Origin of the sequence: Vreelandella massiliensis (assembly GCF_900155385.1) — a bacterium.
In the GTDB taxonomy this organism is placed as follows: Bacteria; Pseudomonadota; Gammaproteobacteria; order Pseudomonadales; family Halomonadaceae; genus Vreelandella; species Vreelandella massiliensis.
The window spans coordinates 1,672,779-1,699,548 of sequence record NZ_LT699745.1 but is presented as its reverse complement, the minus strand read 5'-3'; the positions used below and the strand labels follow the sequence as shown (position 1 = coordinate 1,699,548).

30 protein-coding genes and 2 tRNA genes are annotated in these 26,770 nt (G+C 56.2%); 22 read left to right on the top strand and 10 right to left on the bottom strand.

From position 1 onward, the window contains the following. Positions 1-6: 6 nt before the first annotated feature. Entirely contained in the window at positions 7-573 is a 567-nt protein-coding gene (gene dcd / locus BQ9846_RS12640; RefSeq protein WP_075881308.1) for a dCTP deaminase, read from the top strand. A gap of 87 nt (positions 574-660) precedes the next feature. Here the strand turns inward: dcd and purN are convergent, their stop codons facing one another. Together purN and purM are read right to left on the bottom strand one after the other, a co-directional pair. Further along, positions 661-1,407, bottom strand: coding sequence for a phosphoribosylglycinamide formyltransferase (purN, locus tag BQ9846_RS12635; RefSeq protein WP_075881307.1), 747 nt, complete (start codon positions 1,405-1,407; stop codon positions 661-663). Then, positions 1,404-2,471: a phosphoribosylformylglycinamidine cyclo-ligase gene (gene purM / locus BQ9846_RS12630; RefSeq protein ID WP_075881306.1), complete on the bottom strand. Its 1,068-nt coding sequence runs from the start codon at positions 2,469-2,471 to the stop codon at positions 1,404-1,406. Before purM ends, purN begins: the two co-directional genes overlap by 4 nt. Positions 2,472-2,687: 216 nt before the next feature. Here purM and BQ9846_RS12625 point away from each other — a divergent pair, with 216 nt between their 5' ends. Together BQ9846_RS12625 and hda are read left to right on the top strand one after the other, a co-directional pair. Then, on the top strand, positions 2,688-3,806 hold the full coding sequence (locus BQ9846_RS12625; RefSeq protein ID WP_075881305.1) for an AI-2E family transporter: 1,119 nt from the start codon (positions 2,688-2,690) through the stop codon (positions 3,804-3,806). After that, the gene (gene hda / locus BQ9846_RS12620; RefSeq protein ID WP_075881304.1) at positions 3,803-4,507 is read left to right on the top strand and encodes a DnaA regulatory inactivator Hda; all 705 of its coding nucleotides are present in this window, start codon (positions 3,803-3,805) and stop codon (positions 4,505-4,507) included. Before BQ9846_RS12625 ends, hda begins: the two co-directional genes overlap by 4 nt. Positions 4,508-4,570: 63 nt before the next feature. Here hda and BQ9846_RS12615 read toward each other — a convergent pair whose 3' ends face one another. Next, positions 4,571-4,945 carry a phasin family protein gene (locus tag BQ9846_RS12615; protein ID WP_075881752.1) on the bottom strand — a complete coding sequence of 125 codons (375 nt, stop codon included), beginning with the start codon at positions 4,943-4,945 and terminating at the stop codon, positions 4,571-4,573. Between the two features lie 251 nt (positions 4,946-5,196). On the opposite strand from BQ9846_RS12615, the gene BQ9846_RS12610 reads away from it, so the two are divergent. The 3 genes from BQ9846_RS12610 (at position 5,197) to BQ9846_RS12600 (ending at position 6,869) form a co-directional block, all read left to right on the top strand. Further along, positions 5,197-6,573: a class II fumarate hydratase gene (locus BQ9846_RS12610; RefSeq protein WP_075881303.1), complete on the top strand. Its 1,377-nt coding sequence runs from the start codon at positions 5,197-5,199 to the stop codon at positions 6,571-6,573. A gap of 95 nt (positions 6,574-6,668) precedes the next feature. Beyond that, positions 6,669-6,745, top strand: a tRNA-Val gene (locus BQ9846_RS12605). A gap of 47 nt (positions 6,746-6,792) precedes the next feature. Beyond that, positions 6,793-6,869 (top strand) — tRNA-Val (locus BQ9846_RS12600). A gap of 82 nt (positions 6,870-6,951) precedes the next feature. On the opposite strand, the gene BQ9846_RS12595 is transcribed toward BQ9846_RS12600, so the two are convergent. The 4 genes from BQ9846_RS12595 to BQ9846_RS12580 form a co-directional block, all read right to left on the bottom strand. Continuing rightward, positions 6,952-7,434 carry a GAF domain-containing protein gene (locus tag BQ9846_RS12595; protein WP_075881302.1) on the bottom strand — a complete coding sequence of 161 codons (483 nt, stop codon included), beginning with the start codon at positions 7,432-7,434 and terminating at the stop codon, positions 6,952-6,954. Between the two features lie 79 nt (positions 7,435-7,513). Beyond that, entirely contained in the window at positions 7,514-8,311 is a 798-nt protein-coding gene (locus BQ9846_RS12590) for a MetQ/NlpA family ABC transporter substrate-binding protein (RefSeq protein WP_075881301.1), read from the bottom strand. A gap of 92 nt (positions 8,312-8,403) precedes the next feature. Then, positions 8,404-9,057 carry a methionine ABC transporter permease gene (locus BQ9846_RS12585; RefSeq protein ID WP_075881300.1) on the bottom strand — a complete coding sequence of 218 codons (654 nt, stop codon included), beginning with the start codon at positions 9,055-9,057 and terminating at the stop codon, positions 8,404-8,406. Further along, a complete protein-coding gene (locus tag BQ9846_RS12580) occupies positions 9,038-10,096 on the bottom strand; it encodes a methionine ABC transporter ATP-binding protein (protein WP_075881299.1) in 1,059 nt (352 codons plus the stop codon). The genes BQ9846_RS12585 and BQ9846_RS12580 overlap by 20 nt, the downstream gene beginning before the upstream one ends. 493 nt (positions 10,097-10,589) lie before the next feature. Between BQ9846_RS12580 and BQ9846_RS12575 the strand changes: the two genes are divergently transcribed. The 10 genes from BQ9846_RS12575 (at position 10,590) to moaE (ending at position 18,562) form a co-directional block, all read left to right on the top strand. Continuing rightward, positions 10,590-11,216: a riboflavin synthase subunit alpha gene (locus BQ9846_RS12575; RefSeq protein WP_075881298.1), complete on the top strand. Its 627-nt coding sequence runs from the start codon at positions 10,590-10,592 to the stop codon at positions 11,214-11,216. Between the two features lie 223 nt (positions 11,217-11,439). Next, entirely contained in the window at positions 11,440-12,738 is a 1,299-nt protein-coding gene (locus BQ9846_RS12570; RefSeq protein ID WP_075881297.1) for an NCS2 family permease, read from the top strand. A 33-nt stretch (positions 12,739-12,771) separates the two neighbouring features. Beyond that, entirely contained in the window at positions 12,772-13,317 is a 546-nt protein-coding gene (locus BQ9846_RS12565; RefSeq protein WP_075881296.1) for an adenine phosphoribosyltransferase, read from the top strand. A gap of 7 nt (positions 13,318-13,324) precedes the next feature. Further along, entirely contained in the window at positions 13,325-13,804 is a 480-nt protein-coding gene (gpt, locus tag BQ9846_RS12560) for a xanthine phosphoribosyltransferase (RefSeq protein WP_075881295.1), read from the top strand. Between the two features lie 37 nt (positions 13,805-13,841). Then, on the top strand, positions 13,842-14,525 hold the full coding sequence (gene ung / locus BQ9846_RS12555) for a uracil-DNA glycosylase (RefSeq protein WP_075881294.1): 684 nt from the start codon (positions 13,842-13,844) through the stop codon (positions 14,523-14,525). A 95-nt stretch (positions 14,526-14,620) separates the two neighbouring features. Then, complete coding sequence (upp, locus tag BQ9846_RS12550; RefSeq protein ID WP_075881293.1) at positions 14,621-15,250, top strand: uracil phosphoribosyltransferase; 630 nt, start codon at positions 14,621-14,623, stop codon at positions 15,248-15,250. A 156-nt stretch (positions 15,251-15,406) separates the two neighbouring features. Next, on the top strand, positions 15,407-16,600 hold the full coding sequence (locus BQ9846_RS12545; RefSeq protein WP_210433208.1) for a uracil-xanthine permease family protein: 1,194 nt from the start codon (positions 15,407-15,409) through the stop codon (positions 16,598-16,600). A 48-nt stretch (positions 16,601-16,648) separates the two neighbouring features. Then, positions 16,649-17,227 (top strand): molybdopterin-guanine dinucleotide biosynthesis protein B, encoded by a 579-nt coding sequence (gene mobB, locus BQ9846_RS12540; protein ID WP_235818960.1) that lies wholly within the window; start codon positions 16,649-16,651, stop codon positions 17,225-17,227. A 74-nt stretch (positions 17,228-17,301) separates the two neighbouring features. Beyond that, positions 17,302-18,108: a cyclic pyranopterin monophosphate synthase MoaC gene (gene moaC / locus BQ9846_RS12535; protein ID WP_075881291.1), complete on the top strand. Its 807-nt coding sequence runs from the start codon at positions 17,302-17,304 to the stop codon at positions 18,106-18,108. A 1-nt stretch (position 18,109) separates the two neighbouring features. Beyond that, positions 18,110-18,562: a molybdopterin synthase catalytic subunit MoaE gene (gene moaE, locus BQ9846_RS12530; protein ID WP_075881290.1), complete on the top strand. Its 453-nt coding sequence runs from the start codon at positions 18,110-18,112 to the stop codon at positions 18,560-18,562. 6 nt (positions 18,563-18,568) lie between these two features. On the opposite strand, the gene BQ9846_RS12525 is transcribed toward moaE, so the two are convergent. Then, on the bottom strand, positions 18,569-20,149 hold the full coding sequence (locus tag BQ9846_RS12525) for a ribonuclease J (protein ID WP_075881289.1): 1,581 nt from the start codon (positions 20,147-20,149) through the stop codon (positions 18,569-18,571). 262 nt (positions 20,150-20,411) lie between these two features. On the opposite strand from BQ9846_RS12525, the gene purU reads away from it, so the two are divergent. Together purU and BQ9846_RS12515 are read left to right on the top strand one after the other, a co-directional pair. Next, positions 20,412-21,281, top strand: a complete 870-nt coding sequence (gene purU / locus BQ9846_RS12520) for a formyltetrahydrofolate deformylase (RefSeq protein ID WP_075881288.1) — start codon at positions 20,412-20,414, stop codon at positions 21,279-21,281. 20 nt (positions 21,282-21,301) lie between these two features. Beyond that, positions 21,302-21,973: an energy-coupling factor ABC transporter permease gene (locus BQ9846_RS12515; RefSeq protein WP_075881287.1), complete on the top strand. Its 672-nt coding sequence runs from the start codon at positions 21,302-21,304 to the stop codon at positions 21,971-21,973. A 10-nt stretch (positions 21,974-21,983) separates the two neighbouring features. On the opposite strand, the gene lexA is transcribed toward BQ9846_RS12515, so the two are convergent. Beyond that, a complete protein-coding gene (gene lexA, locus BQ9846_RS12510; protein WP_075881286.1) occupies positions 21,984-22,652 on the bottom strand; it encodes a transcriptional repressor LexA in 669 nt (222 codons plus the stop codon). A gap of 341 nt (positions 22,653-22,993) precedes the next feature. Between lexA and BQ9846_RS12505 the strand changes: the two genes are divergently transcribed. From BQ9846_RS12505 to BQ9846_RS12490, 4 genes are all read left to right on the top strand, one after another. Continuing rightward, complete coding sequence (locus BQ9846_RS12505) at positions 22,994-23,671, top strand: TetR/AcrR family transcriptional regulator (protein WP_075881285.1); 678 nt, start codon at positions 22,994-22,996, stop codon at positions 23,669-23,671. Beyond that, the gene (locus tag BQ9846_RS12500; protein ID WP_075881284.1) at positions 23,649-24,167 is read left to right on the top strand and encodes a L,D-transpeptidase; all 519 of its coding nucleotides are present in this window, start codon (positions 23,649-23,651) and stop codon (positions 24,165-24,167) included. Before BQ9846_RS12505 ends, BQ9846_RS12500 begins: the two co-directional genes overlap by 23 nt. 72 nt (positions 24,168-24,239) lie before the next feature. Then, positions 24,240-25,259 (top strand): beta-N-acetylhexosaminidase, encoded by a 1,020-nt coding sequence (nagZ, locus tag BQ9846_RS12495; RefSeq protein ID WP_075881283.1) that lies wholly within the window; start codon positions 24,240-24,242, stop codon positions 25,257-25,259. Positions 25,260-25,289: 30 nt separating this feature from the next. Next, on the top strand, positions 25,290-25,868 hold the full coding sequence (locus tag BQ9846_RS12490; RefSeq protein WP_075881282.1) for a hypoxanthine-guanine phosphoribosyltransferase: 579 nt from the start codon (positions 25,290-25,292) through the stop codon (positions 25,866-25,868). A 22-nt stretch (positions 25,869-25,890) separates the two neighbouring features. Here the strand turns inward: BQ9846_RS12490 and ppsR are convergent, their stop codons facing one another. After that, positions 25,891-26,724: a posphoenolpyruvate synthetase regulatory kinase/phosphorylase PpsR gene (ppsR, locus tag BQ9846_RS12485; RefSeq protein ID WP_075881281.1), complete on the bottom strand. Its 834-nt coding sequence runs from the start codon at positions 26,722-26,724 to the stop codon at positions 25,891-25,893. Positions 26,725-26,770: the final 46 nt, after the last annotated feature.

Sequence of the window (26,770 nt, the reverse complement as noted above, 5' to 3'; positions counted from 1 at the left end):
GAAGCAATGAGCATTAAATCGGATAAATGGATTCGTCGCATGGCGGCAAGCGACGCCATGATTGAGCCTTTTGAGTCGGAGCAGGTGCGTTATGTTAACGGCCAGCGGGTGATTTCTTACGGTACATCAAGCTATGGCTACGACGTGCGCTGCGCCGATGAGTTTAAGGTATTTACCAATATTCACTCGGCGGTGGTAGACCCTAAAGGATTCGACGATAAAAGCTTTGTCGATGTGAAAGGCGATGTTTGTGTGATTCCGCCCAACTCCTTCGCCTTGGCGCGGACGGTGGAGTATTTTCGTATTCCGCGCAGCGTGCTGACCATCTGCTTGGGGAAGTCGACCTACGCGCGCTGCGGCATCATCGTCAATGTGACACCGCTTGAGCCCGAGTGGGAAGGGCATGTCACGCTGGAATTCTCCAACACCACCAACCTGCCGGCGAAAATCTACGCCAATGAAGGCGTGGCGCAAATGCTCTTTCTGGAGTCCGATGAGATTTGTGAGACGTCGTATAAAGATCGGGGCGGCAAGTATATGGGGCAGCTAGGAGTGACGTTGCCGCGCACTTGAGAAAAGCTAAGCAGTCGTGAAAATAAAACGGCGCCTATGTCATTAACAATAGGCGCCGTTTTTTTTATGCGCTGATGTTAGCGCGCGTTATTCACTCTCGTCGCTGAGTTCATCCAGCTCTTCGGCCGCGTCCTCGTGACTTAACTGTAAGCCCTGCGGGGGTAGCGGAGTGCCATCTAGCGTGGCGCCCGTGCCGCTATATTGCAGGCGGCCATCTAAAAACCAGTTAACGGCAATTGGCAGTATCAAGTGTTCACGGGCGTGGACTTTCTCTTTCAGGGTTTCTGCGCTGTCGTCGGCGCTGACGTTGAGTTCAGCCTGTATCACCACCGGGCCGCCATCGAGCTCTTCGGTCACAAAGTGAACGCTGCAACCGTGCTTTGAAACACCGTCCGCCAGGGCGCGGGCGTGGGTGTTCAAGCCTTGATAGGCGGGCAGCAGCGACGGATGGATATTCAGCATCCGCCCGAGAAAGCGCTGCACAAAGCGGGGGGTCAAGATGCGCATAAAGCCCGCCAGCACGATAAGATCCGGCTCGTGGCGTTCGATGACTTTGATGAGTGCGCCGTCGTAAGCCTCGCGGCTATCGTATTCGCGGTGTGGTAGCGCCACCGCATCGATGCCGGCGTCGCGGGCGCGCTTTAATCCGAAGGCGTCCGGCTCGTTGGAGATCACCGCGACGATGTCGCCGCCCAGGCGGTCGTGAGACTGCGCCTCGATCAACGCTTGTAGGTTGCTGCCGCTGCCGGAAATCAGCACGACAACGCGGCGAGTGTCCATGGGTTCGGGCTGAAACGCATTGAGCGTGTCATTGGTGTCGTCGGTGCTGCTCATGCCGGCAGGTTCTCCAGCGTCACGGCCTCGCCTTCGCGGGCCACGATGCGCCCCAAGGTATACACGCTCTCCCCTTGGGCTTGCAGGTGGGCTCGGGCTTTATCAGCGTGTGCCTGCGGGACCACAATCACCATCCCGATGCCACAGTTAAGCACGCGGTGCATTTCGGTTTCGTCGACGTTACCTTGTTGCTTCAACCAGTCGAAAACCGCCGGTCGTTGCCAGCTGGCGATATCAATATGCGCGGCCAAGTGATCGGGAAGCACGCGTGGAATATTTTCCAAAAGCCCGCCGCCGGTGATGTGCGAGAGGGCGTGCACGGGGGTATCTGTTTCGCGCATCAAGGAGAGCAGCGGCTTGACGTAGATCCGCGTCGGCGCCATCAGGGCATCGCTTAAGGCTTTGCCGTCAACAACGGTGTCGAGTGGTGCCTCGCTGACATCCAGAATTTTGCGAATCAGCGAGTAGCCGTTGGAGTGGGGGCCCGAAGAGGCAAGTCCTAAAAGCACGTCGCCTTCGCTGACGCGGCTGCCATCCAGGATGTTGGCTTTCTCAACAACGCCAACACAAAACCCCGCGAGATCGTAATCATCGCCTTCGTACATGCCCGGCATTTCGGCGGTTTCACCACCGACGAGCGCGCAGCCTGCCTGCTCACAACCGGCGCCAATGCCTTCGACCACATCGGCGGCGATATCCACGTTGAGCTTTCCCGTGGCATAGTAGTCAAGAAAGAGCAGCGGCTCGGCGCCGGCGACAATCAGATCGTTGACGCACATGGCGACAAGGTCGATACCAATGGTGTCGTGTTTGCCAAGGTCCATCGCAAGGCGTAATTTTGTGCCCACGCCATCGGTGCCTGAGACCAATACCGGCTCTTTATAGTTTTTGGGCAGCTCACACAGGGCGCCAAAACCACCTAGGCCACCCATGACCTCGGGGCGTGAGGTACGCTTTGCTACGTGCTTAATACGCTCAACAAGGGCATTGCCGGCGTCAATATCAACGCCCGCATCCTTGTAGCTTAGCGAGGGCTTGGTGGATGAAGAGGAGGTCTCGGTCATAGCAGGTCCTGTGGAGCAAATAATTAGCGGTGAAAGTCGTGGTGAGCGTCGCGAGGTAAGTCACCATGCTAATGCCGGCAAAGCGCCAGCGCCGATGCGATAACGGGGCGGATTGTAACACCCAGTGGCGAAAGCCGCATCGCTGCAAGCCATATCGCCGTAAGCCGTATTACGCGCCAGGCTAAATCAGCCTTTTGTTCACGGAGGAGTCGACGCATGCGTCATTCTTGGTGGGGAGTCCTGCTGTTAGTTGCTATAGCGGGAATGATCTATTTGCTCGACGCGGTTCTCATGCCGTTTGTCGCTGGCATGATTCTCGCCTATCTCGCCGACCCATTGGCCAATCGCTTTGAGCGTTGGGGGATGAAGCGTCCGTTGGCCGTGACGAGTGTCTTTCTCGTGCTCTTTCTGATTCTGCTCGTAAGTTTGCTGATTGTGGTGCCACTGATTGTTCAGCAGGTGAAACAGCTCGGCGAAGCCCTGCCTTCCATTTTGGCGTGGGTGGAAACGGTATTAGCCCCTAAACTGCGCGACTGGACGGGCTACGATTTGCAGACGGAAATCGCCAATGTACGCGCAACGCTGCTTCAGAACTGGCAGGATGCGGGGGGCTATCTCGCCCAGGCGCTAGGGCAGGTAGGGCGTTCTAGCATGGCGCTTGTCTCATGGGTCACGTACGTGGCATTGATTCCCGTCGTGACGTTTTACCTACTGCTCGACTGGGACCGGCTCATTGATAATATCGCCAACCTAATTCCCCGCCAATGGGTCGAAGATACCCACCGACTGGTCGCCCGCTGTGATGAAGTGCTTTCGGCATTTTTACGCGGGCAGCTGTTGGTTATGCTCTGTTTGGGCATTATTTACGCGCTAGGTTTGAGTTTAATGGGGTTAAACTTTGGCCTTTTGATTGGTTTTATTTCCGGGTTGGCCAGCATTGTGCCGTTTTTGGGCTTTATCGTCGGGATGAGCATTGCCTTGATCGTGGCTCTTTTTCAGATGGGTACTTTTTGGGCGATATTGGGCGTCATCGTGGTGTTTTCGATAGGTCAGGTGATCGAGAGCGTTGTGCTTCAGCCCAAACTGCTAGGCGACAAAATTGGCCTGCATCCCGTAGCGGTGATCTTTGCCGTGCTGACCGGCGGGGAGCTGTTTGGCTTTATCGGTGTATTGTTAGCACTGCCTGCCGCCGCGGTGATTATGGTGCTCTTGCGCGAAGCTTATGACCGCTATATGAGCAGCTCGCTCTATGATGCCAAAGCGGTATCTGAAAGCGGGGCATCAGAGAAGCGCAAGCTCAATCAGGATCTTTATGACGATAGGGAGTCACCATGAGCCGAGCGCCGGCACAGTTACCCTTGGGCGTCGGTTTACGCGACGATGCGACCTTCGAGAACTATTACACCAGCGAGCCGAATGCCACGCTGGTTCAAGCCTTAGTGAGCCAAGTAGACGCTCAGGGAGAGCCGTATCTGTACCTCTGGGGGAGTGCCGGCAGCGGTAAAAGTCACCTGCTTCAAGCGGCGTGTCACGCCGCATCCGATCATGATAAACGCGCCCTGTATTTACCCCTGGCCGATTTGGGCCACTTTCCACCGCTTATGTTGGAAGAGATTGAGCGCTTAGATGTGGTGGTGATCGACGACTTGGAGTGTGTGGCGGGGCGTAAGCGTTGGGAAGAGGGGCTGTTCCACGCATTTAATCGTTTGCGCGATGCGGGCAAATGCTTAGTGATTGCCGCCAATGCGCCACCGCGCCAGCTACCGGTTGTGCTACCCGACCTTGCTTCGCGGCTCACCTGGGGGGTGACGTTCCATATTCACCCCTTGGACGACGACGAGCGCCTGGAGGCGCTCAAACTGCGGGCGAAAAGTCGCGGGATGCAGCTGCCCGACGATGTTGGGCGCTATATTTTACACCGCGGCCCGCGCCAGCTCAGCGAGCTGTGCCGCGCGCTGGAGACCCTGGATCAGGCGTCGCTGTCTGCAAAACGAAAGCTGACCATCCCCTTTGTGAAGCAAGCACTTGGCTGGTAGGGAAGCACAAAAAAACCGCCAACGGCGGGGCCATTGGCGGTTTTGAAGCGCGGGGCTTGAAGATTAAGCGGATTTGCTCATCTTGCTCGCGGTTTCCTGCGCTTGCTTGACGTTATCTTCGGTCAGCTTCTGGCTCTTCTGAATGAAGTCCTGCTGAAGTTCGACGGCTTTATCGGCATCGCTTTTGACTCGCTCGGCGAGCTCTTTAGCGACTTTCTGCTGACCTTCCATGTAAGAACGCAGGCCTTCAGCGTCTTTAACGTTCATGAAGCTGCGCGCCTGGGCAACGCTGTTGTCAAAGTAGGCTTTGCTGGCGTCGAGCTGAGCGTTGAACATCTTTTCAGCGAAATCGACATTCAAGGCAGCGAAAGCGCGAGCCGGGGCCATGAACATATTGTCGAACTGCTGAGTCATTTCGTTAGTGTTAATAGTGCGCATGATAAACCCTCCTAGGGCGATCGTTTGTGGCGTTAAGACGAAGGTTGTGATGGGCAGATCCATTCAATCCTCGTCATGTTGCGTTGCAGTATAGAGGGTTATTTTGTGCAGTGCAACATTATTTGCGGTGTGATCTTAAATCGCCGAATAAGAGGCAGAGCCAAGCGGTTCACGGCACATTTGCTTACTGGGGTAAGCGCGTTAGGCTGAGAGTGACGTCTGTTCGTTTCATTGAGGAAAAGGAGTGCACCATGTCGACACGTACCGAGCGCGATAGTATGGGCGAGTTGAGCGTTCCCAGTGACGCGCTTTATGGCGCCCAGACCCAGCGCGCTGTGAATAATTTCCCTGTATCGCATCAGCCCATGCCGCCCGCGTTTATCCATGCCATCGCGCGGATTAAGTTCGCGGCGGCCCACACCAACCATGCGCTGGGGTTGCTCGATGAGGCGCGTGCCAGCGCTATTAAAGACGCCGCGCAGGAGGTCATCGACGGCAAGCATGACGAGCACTTCCCGGTGGATGTATTTCAAACAGGCTCCGGCACCTCAAGCAACATGAACGTCAATGAGGTCGTGGCCAATCTCGCGAGCCGCTCGGGCGTAGAGGTGCTGCCCAACGACCACGTCAATATGGGGCAGTCGAGCAACGATGTGATTCCGACGGCGATTCATGTATCCGCAGCGATTGCACTTGACCACCAGCTTCTGCCGGCCCTAACACATTTACGCCAGACAATTGGCCTGCGCGCCAGCGAGTTGGAAGACGTGGTCAAAACCGGTCGCACGCACTTGATGGATGCCATGCCGCTCACCATGGCTCAGGAGCTGGGTGCCTGGGTGAGCCAGTTAAGCCAAGCGATTGAGCGTATCGAGAGCGCCATGACGCGCCTACAACGCTTGGCCCAAGGGGGAACCGCGGTAGGGACCGGTATTAACGCCCCGGCGGAGTTCGGTGCCATGATGGCCGAGCATTTGAGCGAACAGACCGAATTACGCTTTGTGCCCAATGATAGCTATTTCGCCAGCCTCGCGTCGCAGGATGCGGCGGTAGAGCTTTCTGGCCAACTGAAAGGGCTAGCCTGTGTGGTGATGAAGATCGCCAACGATTTGCGCTGGATGAATTCCGGCCCCCTTGCCGGGCTGGGCGAAATTGAGCTTGAAGCGCTGCAGCCGGGAAGCTCCATTATGCCGGGCAAGGTCAACCCCGTGATTCCGGAGTCGGCGGCGCAAGCGGCGGCGCAAGTGATCGGTCTGGATACGGCGATCACCGTGGCCGGGCAGAGCGGCAATTTTCAGCTCAATGTGATGCTACCGTTGGTGGCCTCGAATTTGCTGACCTCCATTACGCTGATGAGCAATACGGCGCGCTTGCTGGCGGATCGGGCGATTGCGACATTTAACGTGCGGGAAGATCAACTGCGTGAGCCGTTGGCTCGAAACCCGATTTTGGTCACTGCGCTCAATAGCACCATCGGCTATAACGCGGCGGCGGCGATTGCCAAAAAAGCGTATCAAGCCGGACGCCCGATTATCGACGTCGCCGAGGAGGAGACGGACCTTGACCGGCCTACGCTTGAGCGCTTACTCGACCCGAAAAAACTGACCGAAGGGGGCGTGCCGGAGTGAGCTTGCCTTTCATGGATGAGTGCTGACAAAGCCAAGCGCAAAGTGCTTGCATTTCAGTCATAAAGCCGTAGAATACGCATCCGTTGTGGAGCGGCAGGACCATAGCTCAGTTGGTTAGAGCGCCACGTTGACATCGTGGAGGTCGGCGGTTCAAATCCGCCTGGTCCTACCAATAGGATAGCTCCTTTGGCAGGCAAGTCTTTGCTGCAACCCGTTTTCAGGACCATAGCTCAGTTGGTTAGAGCGCCACGTTGACATCGTGGAGGTCGGCGGTTCAAATCCGCCTGGTCCTACCAAGATAACGCCCCAGCCGCTATGCGGTTGGGGCGTTTGTGTTTGCACAGGGCATTTGTTTGTAGATGGCTGTAGATGGCTTAGTCAGGGCGCTTCGATAAAACGCGGAAGTTCTGTGCGCTGGGTAAAAAGAGCCACGAGGGACTCAAGCCCTGCTTGATCCGCTGCGCTGAAGCGCTCGAGCTTGGGGCTATCGAGGTCGAGTACGCCCCAAAGCGTCTCGTCCGCCACGATCGGGATCACAAGCTCGGAGCGTGAATCCGCATCGCAGGCGATGTGGTCGGCCACGGCGTGAACGTCACCCACCCGCTGGGTTTGACTACTGCGTGCCGCCGCACCGCAAACGCCTTTACTAAAGGGAATAGGGTGGCAAGCGGGCTTGCCTTGAAACGGGCCGAGGCAGAGGGTTTCTGGTTCGCGGTGTAGATAAAGCCCTACCCAGTTAAGATCAGGAATTTGCTCAAATATGAACGCGCTAAGCTGAGCGCTATTGGTCAGCCAGTCGCGGGTGTCCAGCAGAGCGTGGAGCTGTTTATTAAGTAAGGCGTAATCGGTGGTGTGTGTCATATCGTTTCCTGAAAAACGCACCAGGCCGGCGCATTGCCGGCCTGGTGATCGTGCTTGAAAGCGAAGCCTTATCGATGGCTTATTGCTTGTCGACCCAACCGGGAACGGCAGCGCCGCCAAAAAGCTCTGAGGCTTTTTCGACAACGGCTTCCGTTTGGTAAGCGTTGACCAGTTGACGAATTTCGTCACGGTCCTCGTCGCCGTCGCGGACCACGATCAGGTTGACGTAGGGGGACTCGGGGCCCTCTTGGATCAGCGCGTCATCGAGGCTTAGTCCTGCCGGCTGAGCAAAGGTGTTGTTGATAAAGGCCAAATCGACATCCGGCAGTACGCGGGGAAGCTGCGCGGCTTCAATCTCGCGGAAGCGGAAGTTTTTGGGGTTGGCGAGGATATCAATGGGGGTTGCTTCCAGGTTTGTCGGGTCTTCTAGCGTAATCAGACCCTGGTTATGCATGAGAATCAGCGCGCGCCCTTCATTGGAAGGGTCGTTGGGTAGCGCGATTTGAGCCCCTTCGGGTAATTCGTCGATGCTGTCGTACTTTTCCGAATAGGCACCAATCGGGTACACAAAGGTGTAGCCGGCGATGGCGAAGTCATAGCCGCGGTCGTTGACCATGGCCTGCATGTAGGGCTCGTGTTGGTAAGCGTTGGCGTCCAGGCTGCCATCGGCGAGTGCCGCGTTGGGCGTGACGTAGTCGGTGAACTCGATGATTTCGACAGTCAGGCCGTACTCGCGCTGGGCAATCTCTGCTGCAACCTGCATGACATCGGTTTCCGGTCCCGCCACGGTACCCACTTTAATGCTGGGTGAGTCCGCATTCGCCACGTTGAGGGTTAACGCAAAAGCGGAAAGACCGCCGATCAAAAGCTTTTTCATCTGTGCCTCCTAATTTAACGCGTTGTGCATTAAGGTTATTTTGAGGTAATAAAAACAGGCTGTCTAATGCTTTTTAGCTATATTGGTGATTGTTATTTGCGATCACTTTTGCGCACCAAGTAGTCACCAATGCTTTGGAAGCCTTGCACCATGACCACCAAAATCACCACGGTAATAAGCATAATAGTAGGATTGAAACGGTTGTAGCCGTAACGAATGCCCAAGTCTCCGAGACCACCGCCGCCCACAGCACCTGCCATGGCCGAGTAGCTGACTAGCGTCACCAACGTAATCGTCAGGCCCGTCATAATGCCACCGCGTGCTTCGGGAAGTAATACCTTGCGAATAATCTGCCAGGGTGTCGCGCCCATCGCCTGTGCGGCTTCCACCAACCCCGGGGATAGCTCGTTGAGTGCGCCCTCCACCAGGCGGGCGACAAAAGGGATAGCGGCAATGGTCAGTGGGACCACCGCAGCGTTAATGCCGATAGACGTGCCCACCAGCATTCGCGTAAAGGGAATGATGGCCACCATCAGGATGATAAACGGGATCGAACGGCCGATATTGGTGATCACCCCAAGCACGGAATTGAGTATCGGCCTAGGCAAGATTTGCTGTGGCCGAGTGACATAGAGCATTACCCCAAGTGGTATGCCGAGAAGCGTCGAGATCACGCCGGATACCGCTACCATATAGAGCGTATCCAGCGTTGCCTGCAGAATAAGGTTAATCATTGCGCTGGACATGACCCAATACCTCTACTTGTAGCTGGTGAGATTCAAGATAGTTCATCGCCTGTTCGGTTTGTTCCGGTGTTCCCAGTAGCTCAGCAATCATCAGGCCCAGGGTGCGCTCCTGAATCGACTCCACTTTGGCTTGAAGAATACTGACGTCAACGCCGCACTCGCGCGCGAGCTGAGAAATAAGCGGCGTGGAGACGGCATCGCCGGAAAAGGTGAGGCGGACCACCGGGTGCGTCGCCTCGCTCGGTGTGTCCTCTAACCGCTCCACCAGCTCTTTGGGCGGCGAGAGCTGGAGAAAGTCGTTCAAAAACTCACGGCCAAGCTGTGTACGCGGGGCGGTGAAGAAATCGCCGACCACTGCGTTCTCCACAAGCTCCCCGCCGGAAATCAGGCTGACGCGATGACAGATCGACTTCACGACTTCCATTTCATGCGTGATCAACAAAATGGTGATGCCGAGAGTTTGATTGATATCGCGCAGCAGCTCCAAAATAGAGCCGGTGGTTTGGGGGTCAAGGGCTGACGTCGCCTCGTCACAAAGTAGCACCGCGGGCTCACTGGCCAGTGCCCGGGCAATGGCGACGCGTTGCTTTTGCCCGCCGGAGAGCTGGGAAGGAAACTGGCGGGTTTTATCGCTAAGGCCTACAAGCTCTAAAAGCGGCAGGACGCGCTTACGAATAGCGCTTTTGGAGCGCCCCATCAACTCCAGTGGCAAGGCGACGTTGTCAAACACATTGCGTGTCGTGAGCAGGTTAAAATGCTGAAAAATCATGCCAATGCGGTGTCGCGCCTGATTGAGCTCCTGCGCATTCAAACGCGTCATTTCCTGGCCATTGACCACGACGCTGCCTTCCGTCGGGCGCTCCAACAGATTGACGCAGCGTATCAAGGTGGATTTACCGGCGCCCGACAAGCCGATTACGCCGTGAATGGTGCCCTTGGGGATGTGCAAGTCGGCGTTTTTTAGTGCATGCACGACGCCCGCGTCGCTACCACGCGCTTTGGTAAAGTAGGTTTTACTGACGTTTTTAAGTTCGATCATAAATCGCGTCTGCCTTATGGGAGGCCAAAGACATCAATGGGCCGACAATAGAGTGCGAGGGGAGAGCGTAGGGCGGGAAACAAAAAAAGGCCACCCTAAACGGGTGGCCATCAACGCTGGACACACCCTTTTAGCTGCATTTTACCCAACGACTCGCTAGGTAGACGCCCGCAATCTGGGTACAAATCGGCGTCTTTATATGTGCGGCAAAAGTCTAATGACCCCTTCGATCCGTGTCAAATTTTGTTAGCGCTATTTTTCGTGATTGAGGATTGTTATAGGTTTATTTTCTTTTTTATACGCTTTTGCTGGGTGCATTTGGTGCTGGGTGCGGGCTACTTTGGCACCTGTTGGGAAAAATTCCCAGACACGCATTGTCGAGGAAGTGCAGGGCGCATAAAAGTGGCACAATGAGCCTCGATTTTTGCCGAGTGTTGGCAAGAAAGGCGTGTCATTTAAAAACTTGCTGATTGCAAACCGTTAGGGGAAAGCGATGTTTACTGGGATTGTTCAAGGAACTGCCGTTGTGGTTGCGGTGCGCGAACTGGATAAATTTCGTACTCACGTGGTGGAGATGCCGGCTTCGATGCGCGAAGGGCTTGAGATAGGCGCCTCGGTGGCTCATAACGGCGTTTGCCTGACCGTGACGGCAATCGAGGGCGACAACGTAAGCTTTGACTTGATGCGGGAAACACTTCGGTTGACCAACCTTGGTGCAATTTCACCCGGGCAGCGCGTTAATATAGAGCGTGCCGCGCGCTTTGGCGATGAGATTGGCGGTCATGCCATGTCCGGTCATGTTATCTGCATGGCTAAGATGGTCGAGTTAGAAGAAGCGCCCAACAACCGTCGCCTGTGGTTTGCGCTACCGGAACGCGTCAGTCGGTTTGTTTTTGAAAAAGGCTATATTGGTGTGGACGGTATTAGCCTGACCGTGGGGGACGTGCGCCGCGCGAATGAGGGGGATGGCGTGGAGTTCAGCGTCAACCTGATCCCTGAGACGTTAACGCGGACGGTGCTAAGCGAGCGTAAAGTGGGCGATGAGGTCAACATCGAAATTGACCCGCAAACCCAGGTGATCGTGGAAACGGTGGAGCGCGTTTTGGCGAGCCGCCTGTAGATAGCTTTGGGAAGTTCTTGACCGAATGGTTAGTTAATGGCCTAAAGTTTGCTAGTCACTCTTTGCTCATCATGAGTAAGTGGGCAAATGCCCAAACCGCTCGGCCGCATTTTGGCGCTCTTATCGCAAATTGTCTTTCGATAACAAGTGCCTTTCGATAAGATGTGCGGCTTTTCTTGCACCTAGAGATCCGACGCGTTGGCGCGAAGGATAGAGAAACCCTATGAACTTTCTTGATAAACACTTCAAGCTCACTGAGCACAAAACGAGTATCAAAACCGAGGTGATCGCCGGGGTTACGACCTTCCTGACGATGGCCTATATCATCTTCGTGAACCCCAGCATCCTTTCCGAGGCGGGAATGGATTACGGTGCCGTCTTTGTGGCGACCTGTGTGGCCGCGGCTATCGGCTGTTTGGTGATGGGGATTTGGGCCAACTATCCAATCGCCCAGGCACCGGGTATGGGGTTGAACGCCTTTTTTACTTACGGTGTCGTGCTGGGGATGGGATACACCTGGGAAGCGGCGCTTGGCGCGGTTTTCTTATCGGGCTTTTGCTTCTTTTTGCTGAGTATTTTTAAGATTCGCGAATGGATCATCAACTCGATTCCGCTGTCGCTACGTTTAGGCATCGCGGCGGGGATCGGGCTTTTCCTGGCCATGGTGGCGCTTAAAAATGCCGGCATCGTGGTGTCAAATCCAGCCACCTACGTTGCCCTTGGGGATCTTAGCGAGCCGTCGGCGATTTATGCGCTGATCGGCTTTTTTGTGATCACCGCCTTGGCCTATCTAAACGTCACCGGTGCGGTAATGATCGGTATTTTGGGCGTGACAATCGTCGCCATGCTACTGGGGCATAATGAGTACGGCGGCCTCATGTCGATGCCGCCGTCGATTGCCCCGACGCTGATGCAGATGGACCTTGTGGGTGCGTTGGATGTCGCCATGCTGAGCGTGATTTTTGCCTTTCTGTTTGTCGATCTTTTCGACACTTCCGGCACGCTGGTGGGTGTCGCGCAACGGGGCAAGCTGCTGGACAAGGACGGTAAGTTGCCGCGAATTGGCCGCGCGATGATGGCGGATAGTACCGCGTCGATGGCGGGCGCAGCGCTGGGGACCTCAACCACGACCAGCTATATCGAATCCACGGCAGGCATCGCCTCGGGTGGACGCACGGGGCTGACGGCCGTTGTGGTGGGGGCGCTGTTTTTATTGAGCCTCTTCTTTGCTCCGCTGGCAGGCTCGATTCCCGCCTATGCCACTGCCGGTGCACTGTTGTATGTCGCGGTACTGATGGCGGGTAGCCTGTCCCACGCTGACTGGGATGACGCTACCGAGGCGGCCCCTGTTTTGATTGCGGCCTTGGCCATGCCGCTGACGTTTTCTATCGCCGAAGGCATTGCGCTAGGCTTTATCAGCTACGTGGCGATTAAAGCGCTGTCTGGCCGCTTTAAAGATTTGAATATTGCAGTGGTGTTATTGGCGCTGCTGTTCGTGGCTAAATTCTTCTTCTTAGACTAAAACTCGACATTTACCGACCAAACGAGAGACGCGATGAGCATCTACGGCGACTATATTAAGTCCGTTATCCGCACGGTGCCGGATTGGCCTGAACCGGGGGTAAATTTTCGCGATATTACCCCGTTACTGCAAAACAGTGCCGCCTTTCGCAAGCTGATCGACAGCTTCGTGCACCGTTATCAAGAGATGAACTTAGATGCCATCGCGTCGATTGACGCGCGGGGTTTTATCATTGGGGCGCCGTTAGCGTATGAGCTTGGCTGTAGCTTTGTGCCCGTACGCAAGAAAGGGAAGCTGCCGTTTAAAACAGTCAGTGAAACTTACACCCTGGAATACGGCCACTCAGAGGTCGAGCTGCACGCCGATGCGTTCAACCAGGGCGATCGTATTTTGCTAATGGACGATCTCATTGCCACTGGTGGCACGATGCTGGCCGCGGCGAATTTAATCCAGCGCTGCGGTGGCCACATGGTGGAAACTGCCACCATCATTGATCTGCCTGAATTAGGTGGATCGCAAAAAATTCGCGATTCAGGCTTCGGTGTGTTCGCGGTCTGTTCTTTCACCGAAGACGAGTAAATCCTCTATGAGTTCTCACCGCTACCACCAGCATTTCACGGTTTCCTGGGATCAGCTCCACCGCGATGTTCGCCAACTGTGTCATCAGCTGGTTGAGCGCGATTTTAAAGGCATTGTGGCCATTACGCGTGGAGGATTGATCCCCGCCGCGCTGATCGCCCGCGAGCTGAATGTGCGCTTGATCGATACGGTCTGCATTAAAAGCTATGACCACATGGAGCAGAGTGGCTTGAATGTGCTGAAAGGGGTCGACCATGACGGCGACGGCTGGCTTCTGGTTGATGACCTGGTGGATACCGGCAAAACGGCCAAGGCCGTGAGGGAAATGCTGCCTAAAGCGCACTTTGTCACGATTTACGCCAAGCCAGAAGGGCGGCCGCTTGTCGACCAGTACCTGACGGAAGTGGCTCAGCAGTGCTGGATCCAATTCCCCTGGGATATGGGCGTGGCCTACGTCGAGCCGCTCGTCGATCAGGTTAAAAAGTAATCTCATAACCGTGGCGCATAGAGAACAAGGCAAGGCGATGAAGAACCCGTTACCCGGTGAGTGGGGTGAAGCCCTAGACGATGAGTTTCATGCTGAATATATGCACTCGCTCAAGCAGTTTCTCGCGGATGAGAAAGCGGCGAAAAAGGTGATATACCCGCACTCATCGAACTGGTTTCGCGCTTTTGAGCTAACACCTCTTGAAGCGGTCAAGGTCGTGATTTTAGGCCAGGACCCCTATCACGGGCCGAACCAGGCGCACGGGCTCTGCTTCTCCGTGCAGCCGGGCGTGCCGGTACCGCCATCGCTTGCCAATATCTATAAAGAGCTTGCCGCGGATGTCGGGTTTGACCCCGTTAAACACGGTAATCTCGAAGCCTGGGCCAAGCAGGGCGTTTTGCTGCTTAACACAGCCTTGACCGTTGAGCAGGGCAATGCAGCATCGCATCGCGGAAAAGGGTGGGAGCGATTCACCGACCGTGTGATAGAAGTGGTCAGTGAAAAAGCCCCCCCTTGCGTTTTTATGTTGTGGGGCGGTCATGCGCGACAGAAGAAAAGCTTGATCGATCGGCAGCGTCATTGCGTGCTTGAGGCGCCGCACCCCTCGCCGCTGTCGGCGCACCGGGGGTTTTTTGGCTCGCGTCACTTTTCTCAAGCGAATGAATTCCTTAAATCGCAAGGACGCGACCAGATTGAGTGGCAATTGCCAGAAACCCCTTAACCTTAGGGGCGGTTGTGGGTAGAATGGCGCGCAATTTTGTAGTCGTGTCGAGACGACGAAAGTCGTTGAATTAATGCCTGTAGCGAGGAAGTCCCATGAGTGTTCATGCCATTAATCATCCGCTTGTTCAGCATAAACTGGGGCTGATGCGCGAAGCTGGCCTTAGCACCAAAAGCTTCCGTGAGTTAGCCGGCGAAGTGGCAAAGCTTCTCACTTATGAGGCCACGCAAGGGCTCGAAATCGAAGATCACGAAATTCAAGGCTGGAACGGCGAGCCAATCGCCACGCGGCGTCTTAAAGGGAAAAAAGTCACGGTCGTGCCGATTCTGCGTGCCGGTTTAGGCATGCTAGAGGGCGTAACGGATTTGATCCCCAGCGCGCGTGTTAGCGTGGTGGGCCTCTATCGTGATGAGGAAACGCTACAGCCGGTCCCTTACTTTGCTAAGTTTGCCAACGACATTGAAGAGCGTATGGCCATCGTGATCGACCCGATGCTGGCGACGGGAGGGTCGATGGTCGCGACATTGGATATGCTGCGTGAGCGTGGTTGTGAAAGCATGAAGGTGATCGTGCTGGTGGCCGCACCCGAAGGTATTAAGCGCGTGCAGGAGTCCTATCCCGATATTGAGATTTACACCGCCGCTGTTGACGAGCGACTCGACGAGAACGGCTATATCGTCCCCGGCCTTGGCGACGCCGGCGATAAAATTTTTGGTACGCGGTAAGCGCACCTAGCTCGATTGCCCCTTTCGCCCCGTGCGTTGGGGGCATTTTTTTGCCCGCCTGATAATGATCTAACGCGGTTTGATATTTAATTGGACTCGATACGGAGGAGGCCCCACGTGACAGATACGACAGCGCAAACCGATTCATGGCCCAAAATGTTATTAACCGGCACCCAGATGCTTTTTGTCGCCTTTGGGGCGCTAGTCTTGGTGCCACTGCTAACCGGCCTTGATCCGAGTGTGGCGCTTTTTACCGCCGGGGCGGGCACGCTCGTGTTTCATGCCGTCACCAGGCAGAGCGTACCGGTGTTTTTGGCCTCTTCGTTTGCGTTTATTGCGCCTATTCAGGGCTCTATCGCCAACTTTGGTATTCCGGCAACGCTTGGGGGGTTGATGGCAGCCGGTTTGGTTTATGTGGTGATTTCCCAGGCGGTACGCCTAAAGGGTACCGGCTGGTTGCATCGGTTGTTGCCCCCTGTGGTGGTAGGGCCGGTGATTATGGTGATTGGCCTTGCGCTTGCGCCGGTGGCAGTGGATATGGCCACCGGCGAAACGAGCGAAAACATCGACTATACACGGGCGATTGTCCTGTCGATGATGAGCCTTTTGGTGACACTGGTGCTCGCCGTTTTCGGGCGCGGGTTGCTGCGCTTGGTGCCGATTATGGGCGGGATCGTAACGGGCTATGCCCTGGCGCTGATGATGGGCGTGGTGGATTTCTCCCCGGTTGCAGAAGCCAGTTGGATTGCGTTACCTAGCTTCACCGCACCGGAGTTCCACTGGGCGGCGATTTTGTTCATGATTCCTGTCGCCATCGCGCCGGCGGTTGAGCACATCGGCGATATGATCGCGATTGGCTCGGTGACACGCAATAACTACCTGGAGAAACCGGGGCTGCATCGAACACTTTTAGGCGATGGCTTGGCAACCACCGTGGCGGCCCTATTTGGTGGCCCGCCCAATACCACCTACTCGGAAGTCACCGGGGCGGTGACGTTAACCCGTGCGTTTAACCCTATGTATATGATCGTGGCAGCCGTTGTCGCCATTCTTCTGGCCTTTGTCGCTAAGTTGGGCGCGCTTTTGCAGACCATTCCCGGGCCGGTAATGGGCGGGATCATGACGCTTTTGTTCGGCTCTATAGCGGTAGTGGGGATGAACACGCTGGTTCGCGCTGGGCATTCGTTGACGGCGCCGCGCAACTTGGTGGTGGTGTCGCTGATACTGGTCTTTGGTATTGGCGGTATGCAGTTCGGAGGCAACCAATTCACGCTGCAGGGGGTAAGCCTTGCAGCCGTGGTGGGTATTGTGCTGAATTGGGTGTTGCCCGGTGCTAGCGAGGATAAGTAATTATTTATCTGGCAAAATTTGATTAGGGTAACCCAGGAGCCTGCCACGATGTCGTTATCATCTTCGTCATCCGCCCATATAGCCGCTGTGGCGCCTATGCCTTTCCCCGTTTTGGGCGTTGCCGCCTGGAGTGGGACGGGCAAAACCACGCTGCTCACCCAGTTATTGCCACATTTGCGCGAGTCGGGACTTGATGTGGGCGTAGTGAAACACGCCCATCACCGTTTCGACGTCGATAAGCCGGGTAAAGATAGCTATGAGCTACGCCAAGCAGGGGCGTCTCCCATGTTGGTTGCCTCGCATCAGCGGTTTGCCCTGATGCGGGAAACCCCTGGTCAGCAGGAGCCCGACCTTAATCACTTGCTCAGCCTAATGGTGCCGCATGAACCTGACTTGGTGATCGTTGAGGGGTTTAAGGACTGGCCGTTGCCAAAGCTGGTGCTCTACCGCGACGGCGTCGGGGAGTCGGTCATACTCGATAATGAGTGGGTGCGAGCCGCAGCGCTTAAAGCGGAAGATGGGCGCATACTAAGAAAGGGTGTCACGCGGCTCGATATTGACGATATTGAAGCCATTTCTCTCTGGGTGAAGCAGTGGGCGCTGGCATCGCGAGAAGCAAACGCTTAAAGAGCGTGGGTGGGGTGCCGAGCATTCACTGGGCCTGTTATGCTATCCGCTAAAGCGATTTAAGGTGACTTTACATGCAGCTGACGCATCTTAATGCCCGAGGTGAAGCCAATATGGTGGATGTGGGCGACAAGCAAGCAACTCGCCGTGAGGCCGTGGCATCTGGGCGCATTCTGATGCAGCCGCAAACGCTCAAGCTCTTGACGGAAGGGGCGCTGCCGAAGGGCGACGTCATTGCAACGGCGCGTATTGCCGGTATTCAAGCGGCTAAGCGCACCCATGAATTGATTCCGCTGTGCCATTCGCTCGCACTGTCCAAAGTCGCGATTGATTTCGAGATTGATGAGCAGCATGGGTGTGTTCACGTTGAAGCGATGTGTCGCTTGAGTGGACAAACCGGCGTTGAGATGGAGGCGTTAACGGCGGTCTCGGTCGCGTGTTTGACCCTTTACGACATGTGCAAAGCCGTGGATAAATCGATGCGCATCGAGGCAGTCCAGCTTGAGAGCAAACAAGGTGGGAAAAGCGGTGACTATCGTCGCCACGATGTGGAAGACGCTGTTTCTCCCATTGTGACCGGCACCAGTGCCACAGGGGAAGTCAGTATTGGCGAGCGCTGCGCCTCACCGTGCGTGCGCGTGAAATTTCTCGCCGAGCTACGCGAGCGCTTGGGCGTCAGCGAGGCCGTGATCGGCTTGGATGAAATGGAGACGCGTGACATTGGTGGCCTCAAAGCGGCGCTGGCGAAGCGTAGCGACGTGTTTGCCGCGCTGAGTGATCGCCGCACGCTGTGTGCTGTCAACCAAGTAATGGCCAACGACAGTGCGCCGGTCACCGACGATGACGAAGTGGCGTTTTTTCCGCCTGTCACCGGGGGATAACATGGATATTCGTGTCACTGTGCAGTCCGTGCCGTTCGATATGGCGTATGGCTATGACGATTTGCTTGCCCAGCGCACCGATATAGGCGCTGTGGTGAGTTTTACCGGATTGGTGCGCGACTTTAACGAGTCTCCCGATGTCACAGGGTTGACCCTTGAGCACTACCCAGGCATGACCGAGAGCACGCTAGAGGATATCGGCAAGCAAGCGTGGCAGCGCTGGTCCTTGCAGGGGGTACGTATTGTCCACCGTATTGGCTACCTGGCGCCCGGTGACCCGATTGTCCGGGTTGCCGTGGCCAGTGCGCACCGCCGCGATGCGTTTGAGGCCTGTGATTTTATAATGGATTACCTAAAAACCCAGGCGCCATTCTGGAAGAAAGAGCACGCCAAGCAAGGCGACTACTGGGTGAAAGAGCGTGACACTGATCAATTCGATGCCGCCCGCTGGTAAGGGGGATCAAGAGGTTGGCATTTCTGCCGCCATGATTTGCAAGTGCACCTCGGGCAGGTGCTGCATATGCTCAGCAAGCCACGCAATTATCCTTGGCTGCAATTCTTGGCGCAGCTCTGCAAGCGTATCGGCATGAATCTCTTCTAGCTGCTCGTCCAACCAATCGCTAAAACTGTCTTCATCCAGCGGGCTTGCCCCGGCGTTATCCAGCATCAAGCGACCGATACGCCACCACCCCGTCTCGCTTGCGGTGACGGGCAGGGCAAGGTAAAGGCTGCCGCGCCGCTGGTTATGGCTTGGTGCCTCAAGTCCTGGGTGGGGTGTCACATTATTTTGGTTCACAATGCAGGGCGGCTGCGGATAGCGCGCTTCGCATTGCAGCCCGCGGCTGTCGAATCGCACCATATCGCCGTTGAGCGGTGCCAAGGGTGCTTCAATCCCCAGCGCCGTGGCGATGGCCTGGTGAGCTTGCTGGTGGCGCGCCTCGCCGTGTACCGGTAGTAGATGCTTGGGCTTTACCCAGCGGTACATGGTGCAAAGCTCGTCATGCGCCGGGTGGCCTGTGGCGTGAAGTTCTGGATGGTTAAACTCGTCATAAACCGACACGCCGAGTTGGGTGAAGCGCTTTTTCAGCCGCTCAATAGGACGCTCATTTCCCGGGATAGCTTTTGCCGAGAAAATAATGCTGTCGTCCGGCTGGAGATCGACAAACGGATGCCGCCCCTGCGCTAAGCGCTGGAGTGCCGCGCGGGGTTCGCCCTGGCTTCCGGTGGCGATAATCACGACCTCTTCCGGCGGTAAATACCCCAAATCGTGCGCGGGTACCAGCGGCGGCAGTTCATCTAAATACCCAAGGCCACGCGCGACCGTTACCATGCGCTCCATCGAACGGCCCATTAAACTGATGCGGCGCCCGCAGCGTTGGGCCGCGCGGGCGATGGCGACAATACGCGCCACATTGCTGGCAAAGCACGACACCACCACGCGCCCCTTGCAGGTGGAGAGCGTTTTGGCCAACGCGCGAGCCACATCCCCTTCACTGCCGGAGTGGCCGGGCATGGGGGCATTGGTCGAGTCGCCGACAATTAAATCGACCGGCGCTAAGGCGCGAAATTGAGCGGCATCGACCGGCTTGCCCACCAACGGCTCGGCATCGAGTTTCCAGTCCCCGGTGTGCAGGATGCGATAGTCGCCGGCGAGCATCATTAATGCACAGCTTTCGGGGATGGAGTGAGTCAGGTTGAGATAACGCAGCGTGAAAGGGCCCGATGTGAGCGCCTCACCCGGTTCCACCACCTTGATGGCATCGTGTTTTAACCCATGTTCGGCAAACTTGAGCCGCAACAGCCCCGCCGCGAGTGGTGTCGCGTAGATCGGGCACTGCCAATGTGGCCACAGCCAAGCGACCGCGCCAATATGGTCTTCGTGGCCGTGGGTAATAAACAGCGCCTCGGGCGTGATATTAAGCGTGGTGAGCGTATCAAGGTTGGGAACTTGCAGCGGGGTATTGGGCAAGTCTTGACGTATCATCATGCCGCAGTCAATGGCGATCCAGTGCTGCGCGAAGCCGTATAGCGTGAAATTCATACCCACTTCACCACATCCCCCAAGCGGCAGTAAGCGCAACGGGGGGCGACGACGAGGACGAATGTGTACGCGCGGTGCTTGCATGTTGATGAAAAGCCTTGAAAGTTGGGCCTTTACTATACGGGATTGCGGGGGCGTGTCACAATCGTCCTTATTGTTAGAGGCGCCCTTTGCCGTCGGCTATGCTCCCGCTTTTGCGCTGGGTGACAATCGCGTTATCCGCCTCGCGGCGGATGGTTTTGATTAATAGAGTCCGTTTATTATGTCGAGTTTCTCTCAGTCACACTTTTATCGTTTGGTGGTTTCCTGTCCTGATCAGGTGGGGATCGTGGCGCGTGTCTCCAGCTTTATCGCCCAGCAGGGGGGCTCTATTACAGAGGCGAGCCAGCACTCTGATTTAGAAACCGGGCGTTTTTTCATGCGTTATGAAATTTTGGCCGAATCACTCGGTATTACGGCGCAGGCACTACGCGAGGGGTTTGCTCCGGTAGCCCAAGAGTTCAATATGCAGTGGGCATTGACCGATACTAAGCGTAAGCCGCGTGTTGTATTGATGGTCTCTAAGGAGTCTCACTGCCTGGTGGATCTGCTTTATCGTTGGCAAGCGGGAGAGTTGGCATGTGACATCGTCGGGGTGATTTCTAATCACGATGCCATGCGCTCTCTCACCGAGTGGTACGGGATACCGTATTACCATATTCCCGTTGACCCGCAGGATAAGCAGCCGGCTTTCGATGCCGTCGATGCGCAAATTCAAGCCCTTGACGCCGACTGCGTGGTGCTGGCGCGCTACATGCAGATTTTGCCACCGGCGCTATGTCAGCGTTACCGTGGCCGCGTGATCAATATTCACCATAGCTTCTTGCCCTCCTTCGCCGGAGCCAAGCCGTACCATCAGGCCTACGAGCGCGGCGTGAAACTGATTGGCGCTACTTGCCACTATGTGACCGAAGAGCTCGATGCAGGGCCAATTATTGAACAAGACATCCATCGCGTGAGTCACTGTCATACACCCACTGATTTAGTACGCTTTGGGCGCGATGTAGAAAAAGCGGTACTCGCCCGGGGCTTGCGCTGGCACTTAGAAGATCGGGTGCTGATTCACGGCAATAAGACGGTGGTATTTAGCTAATTCCGACGGTTGAGGTAGCTATGTCATTCGCGGAAAGTGTGCTGGCGCCTTGGGCATTATGGCTGTGTGGGGCTATTTCGCTGGCCGTGCTAGCGCGTGTTGTGGCACTGCGGCCGTGGCAGCCTCTGTTCGTGGATACGGGGCTGCAGCATCGTTGGATGGCCGCTACCTTAGCGGTGGTGTTGATGTGGCAGCTACGCGCTCAAGCGGTCGATTGGTTGACCCTACATCTGGTTTTCGCGGCGCTTATGACGCTGGTTTTCAAAGCGCCTCTCGCCTTGATCAGCAATGTGATGATTAACGTGGCGATGGTGGTAGTCGGCCGCAATGATTGGGCTTTGCTCGGAGCGAATGTGCTCGTCACCGGGATCGTCCCTGCCTTGGTGGTAGGCGTTATCTGGCGCTTCGTGGATCGTAAGCTGCCAGATAATCTAATGATATTTCTGTTTGTTTGCGGTTTTTTCGGCGCGGCACTGGCGACATTGGGGGGTGGGCTAACCGCCGTGGGCCTCATTGTTACCGCGGGTACCGATCCTGAAGCGGTTCATTTGGCTAGGGAGTATGCCCGCTTTTTACCCTTGCTGATGCCGTCTGAAGCCTTTCTTACCGGGATGCTGTTAAGCGTGTTGATGGTGTATCACCCAAGTTGGGTGGCCACGTTTAATGACCACCGCTATATCGATCTGCAATAACTATTCGATTTCACCCCAAGGCTTGGCCATTGCCGCCACGAATCACCCCAACGCCAACTCCCTCGATCTCGAGAGCCTGGGTGCGCAGGTCTATTTCAATAGGCTCAAACTCGGCGTTCTCCGCGAGTAGTTGAACCTGGTGGCCTTGGCGCTTAAAGCGTTTGACGGTCACTTCATCCTCAATACGGGCAACCACGATTTGTCCATCGCGCACACGCTCGGTACGGTGCACCGCTAGCAGATCGCCTTCCAATATGCCTACGTCCTTCATCGAGAGCCCGCGAACGCGGAGCAGGTAGTCGGCTTTGGGCGTGAAGTACTCCGGCGGCAGGGGGCAGTAGCGATCAATGTGCTCGGCCGCTAAGACTGGGCTTCCTGCCGCGACTTCGCCAATGACCGGCAAACCGTTCGGCGTGTTTTCAGCGTTATTCTCCGGGGCGAGATCGCTGACATCGGTGGTTTCCGGCGCGGGCAGGCGGATGCCGCGGGAGGTGTTGCGGATAATGCGAATGGCGCCTTTGCGCTCTAGCGCGCGCAAGTGCTCTTCAGCCGCGTTAGGAGAGCGAAACCCCAGCGCTTTGGCGATCTCGGCGCGCGTCGGCGGATAGCCGAACTCTCCCATGGTTTTGACAATGAAGTCATATACGTTCTGCTGGCGAGCAGTTAAAGGCCGCGACATCGTTAGCTCCTTTTTGACGTGTGAATGCTGCGATAACGTCAATACCGAGTAGGTTGCTTGGTGTTATTCCACATACGCTTTTCGTTTATGCGCTTACCGAGCGAATTGATTCCGTCCTATGCTCGAATGAAACCGGTATGCGGTTACTGTGTGATTAAGCATACAGTATGTTGCTCTGTCCAGTACATCCATTATGTGCATTTTTTCTCATTTTGGTAGAAGGTCGTTTGATCCCTATCAGGCTGTGCTGCGAAAAGCACTTGCTGCATCAAGCATTGAGCCTCGAATGAGCTTGGCGTACTATTTGGCCATGTTTAAAACACTCGTTTTTTGGAGCGATCATGGCTCAGTCTGATACGGTGACACGGATACTTGATACCGCCGAAGTGCTGTTTGCCGAGCGCGGTTTTGCGGAAACATCGCTGCGCAACATTACCAGCAAAGCCCGGGTTAATTTAGCTGCGGTGAACTATCACTTCGGCTCCAAAAAAGCCCTGATTCAAGCCGTGTTCTCGCGCTACCTTGACCCCTTTACGCAGCGCTTTCATTCCGCCCTTGATGAGCTGGAGAAGCGCTACGAGGGGCAGGTGATTCCCCTGGAAGAGCTATTGGAGACCATGGCCACCACGGTGCTTGCCGTGCCTGCCGAGCGCAATAGTTTGAAGGTGTTTATGCGTTTGCTTGGACTGGCTTATAGCCAGGCTCAAGGGCACCTGCGGCGCTTTATCCAAGACGAGTATGGCGAGGTGTTTACGCGCTTTACGGAACTGGTGCGTCAGGCAACGCCAGAGCTTCCCGATGCCGAGCGCTTTTGGCGTTTGCACTTCATGTTGGGGACGGTCATTTTTACCCTTTCGGGGTTGGATGCCTTGCGCGATATCGCGGAAAAGGATTATCAAGAGCACGTTACCGTGCGCGCGCTTGTCAGGCGGTTACGTCCCGTCGTGGTGGCCGCGATGAACGCGCCGCTTCCGCCCAGCGTCGATGAGGAGGTATATGCGAACCCCAAAACTCAGTGAGTTGCCACCAGCACACGCCTATTGGCTAGAGATTGATACGGGGTGTCAGACGCTGACTCTCTGGAAGGGGAGCGAAACGGTTTTTTCCTGCCAGGTGTCGACGGCAAAAGCCGGGATTGGCCAGGAAGAAGGGAGCGGAAAAACGCCTCACGGTTGGCACTACGTGCGTGCCGCGATAGGGGGGCAGGCACCGGCAAACGCGGTATTTCGTGGCCGCCGCTGGACAGGGGAAGTCTACACGGCCACGCTGGGGCAGCAGCACCCTGAGCGCGACTGGATACTGAGCCGCATCCTGTGGCTTTGCGGCTTAGAGCCAGGTTTCAACCGTGGTGGGCGCGTTGATTCCCAGAGGCGCTATATTTATCTGCATGGAACACCGGAGAGTGAGCCCATGGGGCAAGCGCGGTCTCATGGCTGTATTCGCCTGCGTCGTGACGACCTTTGCTACGTATTTGACCACGCCCCGCCGGGAACGCCCGTGTGGCTGCATGGTTAGCGCGGTAGCGAACGGTTGCATGTGCCGAGTGTTTGTCTAGAATTAGCGCTCCTTTTTTCAGGATCTTTCGCCATGTCGCACCCTTTTGGCCCGGTAATGATTGACCTTGACGGGCTCTCCTTGACCCGCGAGGAGCGCAAGCTGTTGCAAGCGCCTGGCGTGGGCGGCGTCATTTTGTTTGCGCGTAACGTCGAAAGTGCTCATCAAGCGCGAGCGCTCTGCGATGCCATCCGCCGCGAACGGCCAGGGCTTCTGATCGCGGTGGATCAGGAGGGTGGGCGCGTCCAGCGCCTCAAAGAGGGCGTGACACGCCTGCCGCCCATGGCTGCGATAGGGAAGCGCTACCAAGCAGGGTATGCAGAAGGCAAGGCGTTGGCGAAAGACGCCGGTTGGCTATTGGGCATGGAGATGGCGGCTTGCGGGATCGATATCAGCTTTGCGCCGGTGCTGGATATCGACGTGGGCCTATCGAGCGTCATTGGAGACCGCAGTTTTGGCGCCGACCCCGAGCAGGTGAGTGACCTGGGCGAAGCCTTTATTTATGGCCTCCATGAGGCAGGCATGGCAGCGGTCGGCAAGCACTTCCCCGGTCATGGCAGCGTCGCGGAGGATTCGCACCTCGCTCTCCCCGTCGACGAGCGCCCGCTGGACGCTATCAAGCAGCACGACCTGATCCCCTTTGCGCGGCTTGCTGCCGACTTGGATGGCATCATGCCTGCGCATGTGATTTACCGCGCTTTTGATCATCGACCCGCGGGTTTTTCACCCAGTTGGCTGGGCATGCTACGAGAATCGCTCGGCTTTAAGGGCTGTATTTTCTCCGATGATTTAAGCATGGCAGGCGCCCAAGAGGTGGGGGCTCCGGCACAACGGGCGCAAGCGGCCCTACAAGCCGGTTGCGATATGCTGCTGGTATGCAACGACCGCGATGCGGCGCTTGAAGTGGTCAAAGCCTGCGCCGATATCAGTGCCAAGCGACCGGCGAAATTACGCTACGCGCGTGCGCGACCCGATCTCGATGCGCTCAGCGCCCTGGGGCGTTGGCGTCGTACTCACGCACAGCTAGAAGCGCTAGCCAGTGAGTACTGCTAAATTTTTCTTTATGACTTTCGGAAGTAAGACATGGCTAAGCTAGATAAAGACGCGCTTGCATCGCTCGACTCCATGCGCGAGTTAATGGACGACGCTGACTGCTTGATCACGCAAGAGCAGGTGGAGCACGCGCTTGACCGCATGGCGGAGGAAATTAATCGGGATCTCGGGGATAAACTGCCGGTGTTCTACTGCGTGATGAACGGCGGCTTGATTACCACCGGGCATCTGCTGACGCGCCTGGGTTTTCCGCTGGAAGTCGACTATATCCACGCCACGCGCTATCGCAGCGAACTGCGGGGTGGCGAGCTGTTTTGGCGCGTCTCACCCGAAGTGCCTATGGCGGGTCGCCACGTTGTTATTGTGGACGATATTTTGGATGAAGGATCAACGCTCGCTGCTATCTTGGAGTACTGCAAGGAAGCGCAAGCCGCGAGCATCAGTACTGCCGTGCTGGTGGATAAACAACACGACCGCAAGGCAGTGCCCGGGCTTAAGGCCGATTACTGCGGGCTAGAAGTCGCGGATCGTTTCGTCTTTGGTTTTGGCATGGATTACAAAGGCTATTGGCGCAATGCCCCGGGCATTTTTGCCCCTAAAGGTCTTTAAAGGATTGCGCCTGGTGGGTCCGTTAGCGCGGTGAAAAACGCCGCGCTAACCCGGTCTCAGCAATCATGCGGGTCGAAATCTCTTCTACCGAGAAGCGCGTCGTGTCGATGTAGGGAATATGCATCGAGCGGTAGAGCGACTCGGCCTGTTCCACTTCCTGCAAGCACTGATCCATCGAGCTATAGCGGCTATTGGGGCGGCGTTCATTACGAATCGCGGCCAGCCGGCGGGCGTCGATGGTCAAACCAAAGAGTTTATGCCGATAAGGCGCCAACGCTTTGGGCAGCTTAAGCACGCCATCCTCATCCTGATCGTCTTCGGTGAGCGGATAGTTCGCCGCGCGAATGCCGAACTGTAGCGCCAGATAGAGCGATGTGGGGGTTTTGCCACAGCGTGACACTCCGACCAAGATGATATCGGCCTTATCGTATTGATGCGTTCGCGCGCCATCGTCGTTATCCAACGCAAAGTGAACCGAGTGGATGCGGTCCATGTACACGTCGTCGCTGCCGATCGAGTGTGTGCGCCCAACGCTGTAAGAGGAGTGCGTATCGAGTTCCTGCTCCAGTGGCTCTAAAAAAGTAGAGAAGATATCGACCTTGAATCCTGATGCTTGGCGAATAACGTCGCGAATATTCTGATCGACGATGGTATCGATGATGATAGGGCGCTCGCCATCGCGATTGGCGGTTGCTTCAATCACTTCTACCAGCGCATGAGCTTTCTCCAAGGTGTCGATGTAGGGCTTGGTTAGCATGTTGATATCGACATTCTCAAACTGTGCCAAGAGGCTGCGACCCAAGCTCTCGGCCGTGATGCCGGTGCCGTCAGAGATAAAAAACGCGGTGCGTGTCATGTTGATGCGCCTCAGCTGTCAAAAAGTAGCGGCTATTGTCGAGCGT

Excerpts from the sequence above, each read along its gene's own strand:
- dcd (WP_075881308.1), top strand. The coding sequence starts at position 7 with ATGAGCATTAAATCGGATAAATGGATTCGTCGCATGGCGGCAAGCGAC.
- purN (WP_075881307.1), bottom strand. The coding sequence starts at position 1,407 with ATGAGCAGCACCGACGACACCAATGACACGCTCAATGCGTTTCAGCCC.
- purM (WP_075881306.1), bottom strand. The coding sequence starts at position 2,471 with ATGACCGAGACCTCCTCTTCATCCACCAAGCCCTCGCTAAGCTACAAG.
- BQ9846_RS12625 (WP_075881305.1), top strand. The coding sequence starts at position 2,688 with ATGCGTCATTCTTGGTGGGGAGTCCTGCTGTTAGTTGCTATAGCGGGA.
- hda (WP_075881304.1), top strand. The coding sequence starts at position 3,803 with ATGAGCCGAGCGCCGGCACAGTTACCCTTGGGCGTCGGTTTACGCGAC.
- BQ9846_RS12615 (WP_075881752.1), bottom strand. The coding sequence starts at position 4,945 with ATGCGCACTATTAACACTAACGAAATGACTCAGCAGTTCGACAATATG.
- BQ9846_RS12610 (WP_075881303.1), top strand. The coding sequence starts at position 5,197 with ATGTCGACACGTACCGAGCGCGATAGTATGGGCGAGTTGAGCGTTCCC.
- BQ9846_RS12595 (WP_075881302.1), bottom strand. The coding sequence starts at position 7,434 with ATGACACACACCACCGATTACGCCTTACTTAATAAACAGCTCCACGCT.
- BQ9846_RS12590 (WP_075881301.1), bottom strand. The coding sequence starts at position 8,311 with ATGAAAAAGCTTTTGATCGGCGGTCTTTCCGCTTTTGCGTTAACCCTC.
- BQ9846_RS12585 (WP_075881300.1), bottom strand. The coding sequence starts at position 9,057 with ATGTCCAGCGCAATGATTAACCTTATTCTGCAGGCAACGCTGGATACG.
- BQ9846_RS12580 (WP_075881299.1), bottom strand. The coding sequence starts at position 10,096 with ATGATCGAACTTAAAAACGTCAGTAAAACCTACTTTACCAAAGCGCGT.
- BQ9846_RS12575 (WP_075881298.1), top strand. The coding sequence starts at position 10,590 with ATGTTTACTGGGATTGTTCAAGGAACTGCCGTTGTGGTTGCGGTGCGC.
- BQ9846_RS12570 (WP_075881297.1), top strand. The coding sequence starts at position 11,440 with ATGAACTTTCTTGATAAACACTTCAAGCTCACTGAGCACAAAACGAGT.
- BQ9846_RS12565 (WP_075881296.1), top strand. The coding sequence starts at position 12,772 with ATGAGCATCTACGGCGACTATATTAAGTCCGTTATCCGCACGGTGCCG.
- gpt (WP_075881295.1), top strand. The coding sequence starts at position 13,325 with ATGAGTTCTCACCGCTACCACCAGCATTTCACGGTTTCCTGGGATCAG.
- ung (WP_075881294.1), top strand. The coding sequence starts at position 13,842 with ATGAAGAACCCGTTACCCGGTGAGTGGGGTGAAGCCCTAGACGATGAG.
- upp (WP_075881293.1), top strand. The coding sequence starts at position 14,621 with ATGAGTGTTCATGCCATTAATCATCCGCTTGTTCAGCATAAACTGGGG.
- BQ9846_RS12545 (WP_210433208.1), top strand. The coding sequence starts at position 15,407 with ATGTTATTAACCGGCACCCAGATGCTTTTTGTCGCCTTTGGGGCGCTA.
- mobB (WP_235818960.1), top strand. The coding sequence starts at position 16,649 with ATGTCGTTATCATCTTCGTCATCCGCCCATATAGCCGCTGTGGCGCCT.
- moaC (WP_075881291.1), top strand. The coding sequence starts at position 17,302 with ATGCAGCTGACGCATCTTAATGCCCGAGGTGAAGCCAATATGGTGGAT.
- moaE (WP_075881290.1), top strand. The coding sequence starts at position 18,110 with ATGGATATTCGTGTCACTGTGCAGTCCGTGCCGTTCGATATGGCGTAT.
- BQ9846_RS12525 (WP_075881289.1), bottom strand. The coding sequence starts at position 20,149 with ATGAATTTCACGCTATACGGCTTCGCGCAGCACTGGATCGCCATTGAC.
- purU (WP_075881288.1), top strand. The coding sequence starts at position 20,412 with ATGTCGAGTTTCTCTCAGTCACACTTTTATCGTTTGGTGGTTTCCTGT.
- BQ9846_RS12515 (WP_075881287.1), top strand. The coding sequence starts at position 21,302 with ATGTCATTCGCGGAAAGTGTGCTGGCGCCTTGGGCATTATGGCTGTGT.
- lexA (WP_075881286.1), bottom strand. The coding sequence starts at position 22,652 with ATGTCGCGGCCTTTAACTGCTCGCCAGCAGAACGTATATGACTTCATT.
- BQ9846_RS12505 (WP_075881285.1), top strand. The coding sequence starts at position 22,994 with ATGGCTCAGTCTGATACGGTGACACGGATACTTGATACCGCCGAAGTG.
- BQ9846_RS12500 (WP_075881284.1), top strand. The coding sequence starts at position 23,649 with ATGCGAACCCCAAAACTCAGTGAGTTGCCACCAGCACACGCCTATTGG.
- nagZ (WP_075881283.1), top strand. The coding sequence starts at position 24,240 with ATGTCGCACCCTTTTGGCCCGGTAATGATTGACCTTGACGGGCTCTCC.
- BQ9846_RS12490 (WP_075881282.1), top strand. The coding sequence starts at position 25,290 with ATGGCTAAGCTAGATAAAGACGCGCTTGCATCGCTCGACTCCATGCGC.
- ppsR (WP_075881281.1), bottom strand. The coding sequence starts at position 26,724 with ATGACACGCACCGCGTTTTTTATCTCTGACGGCACCGGCATCACGGCC.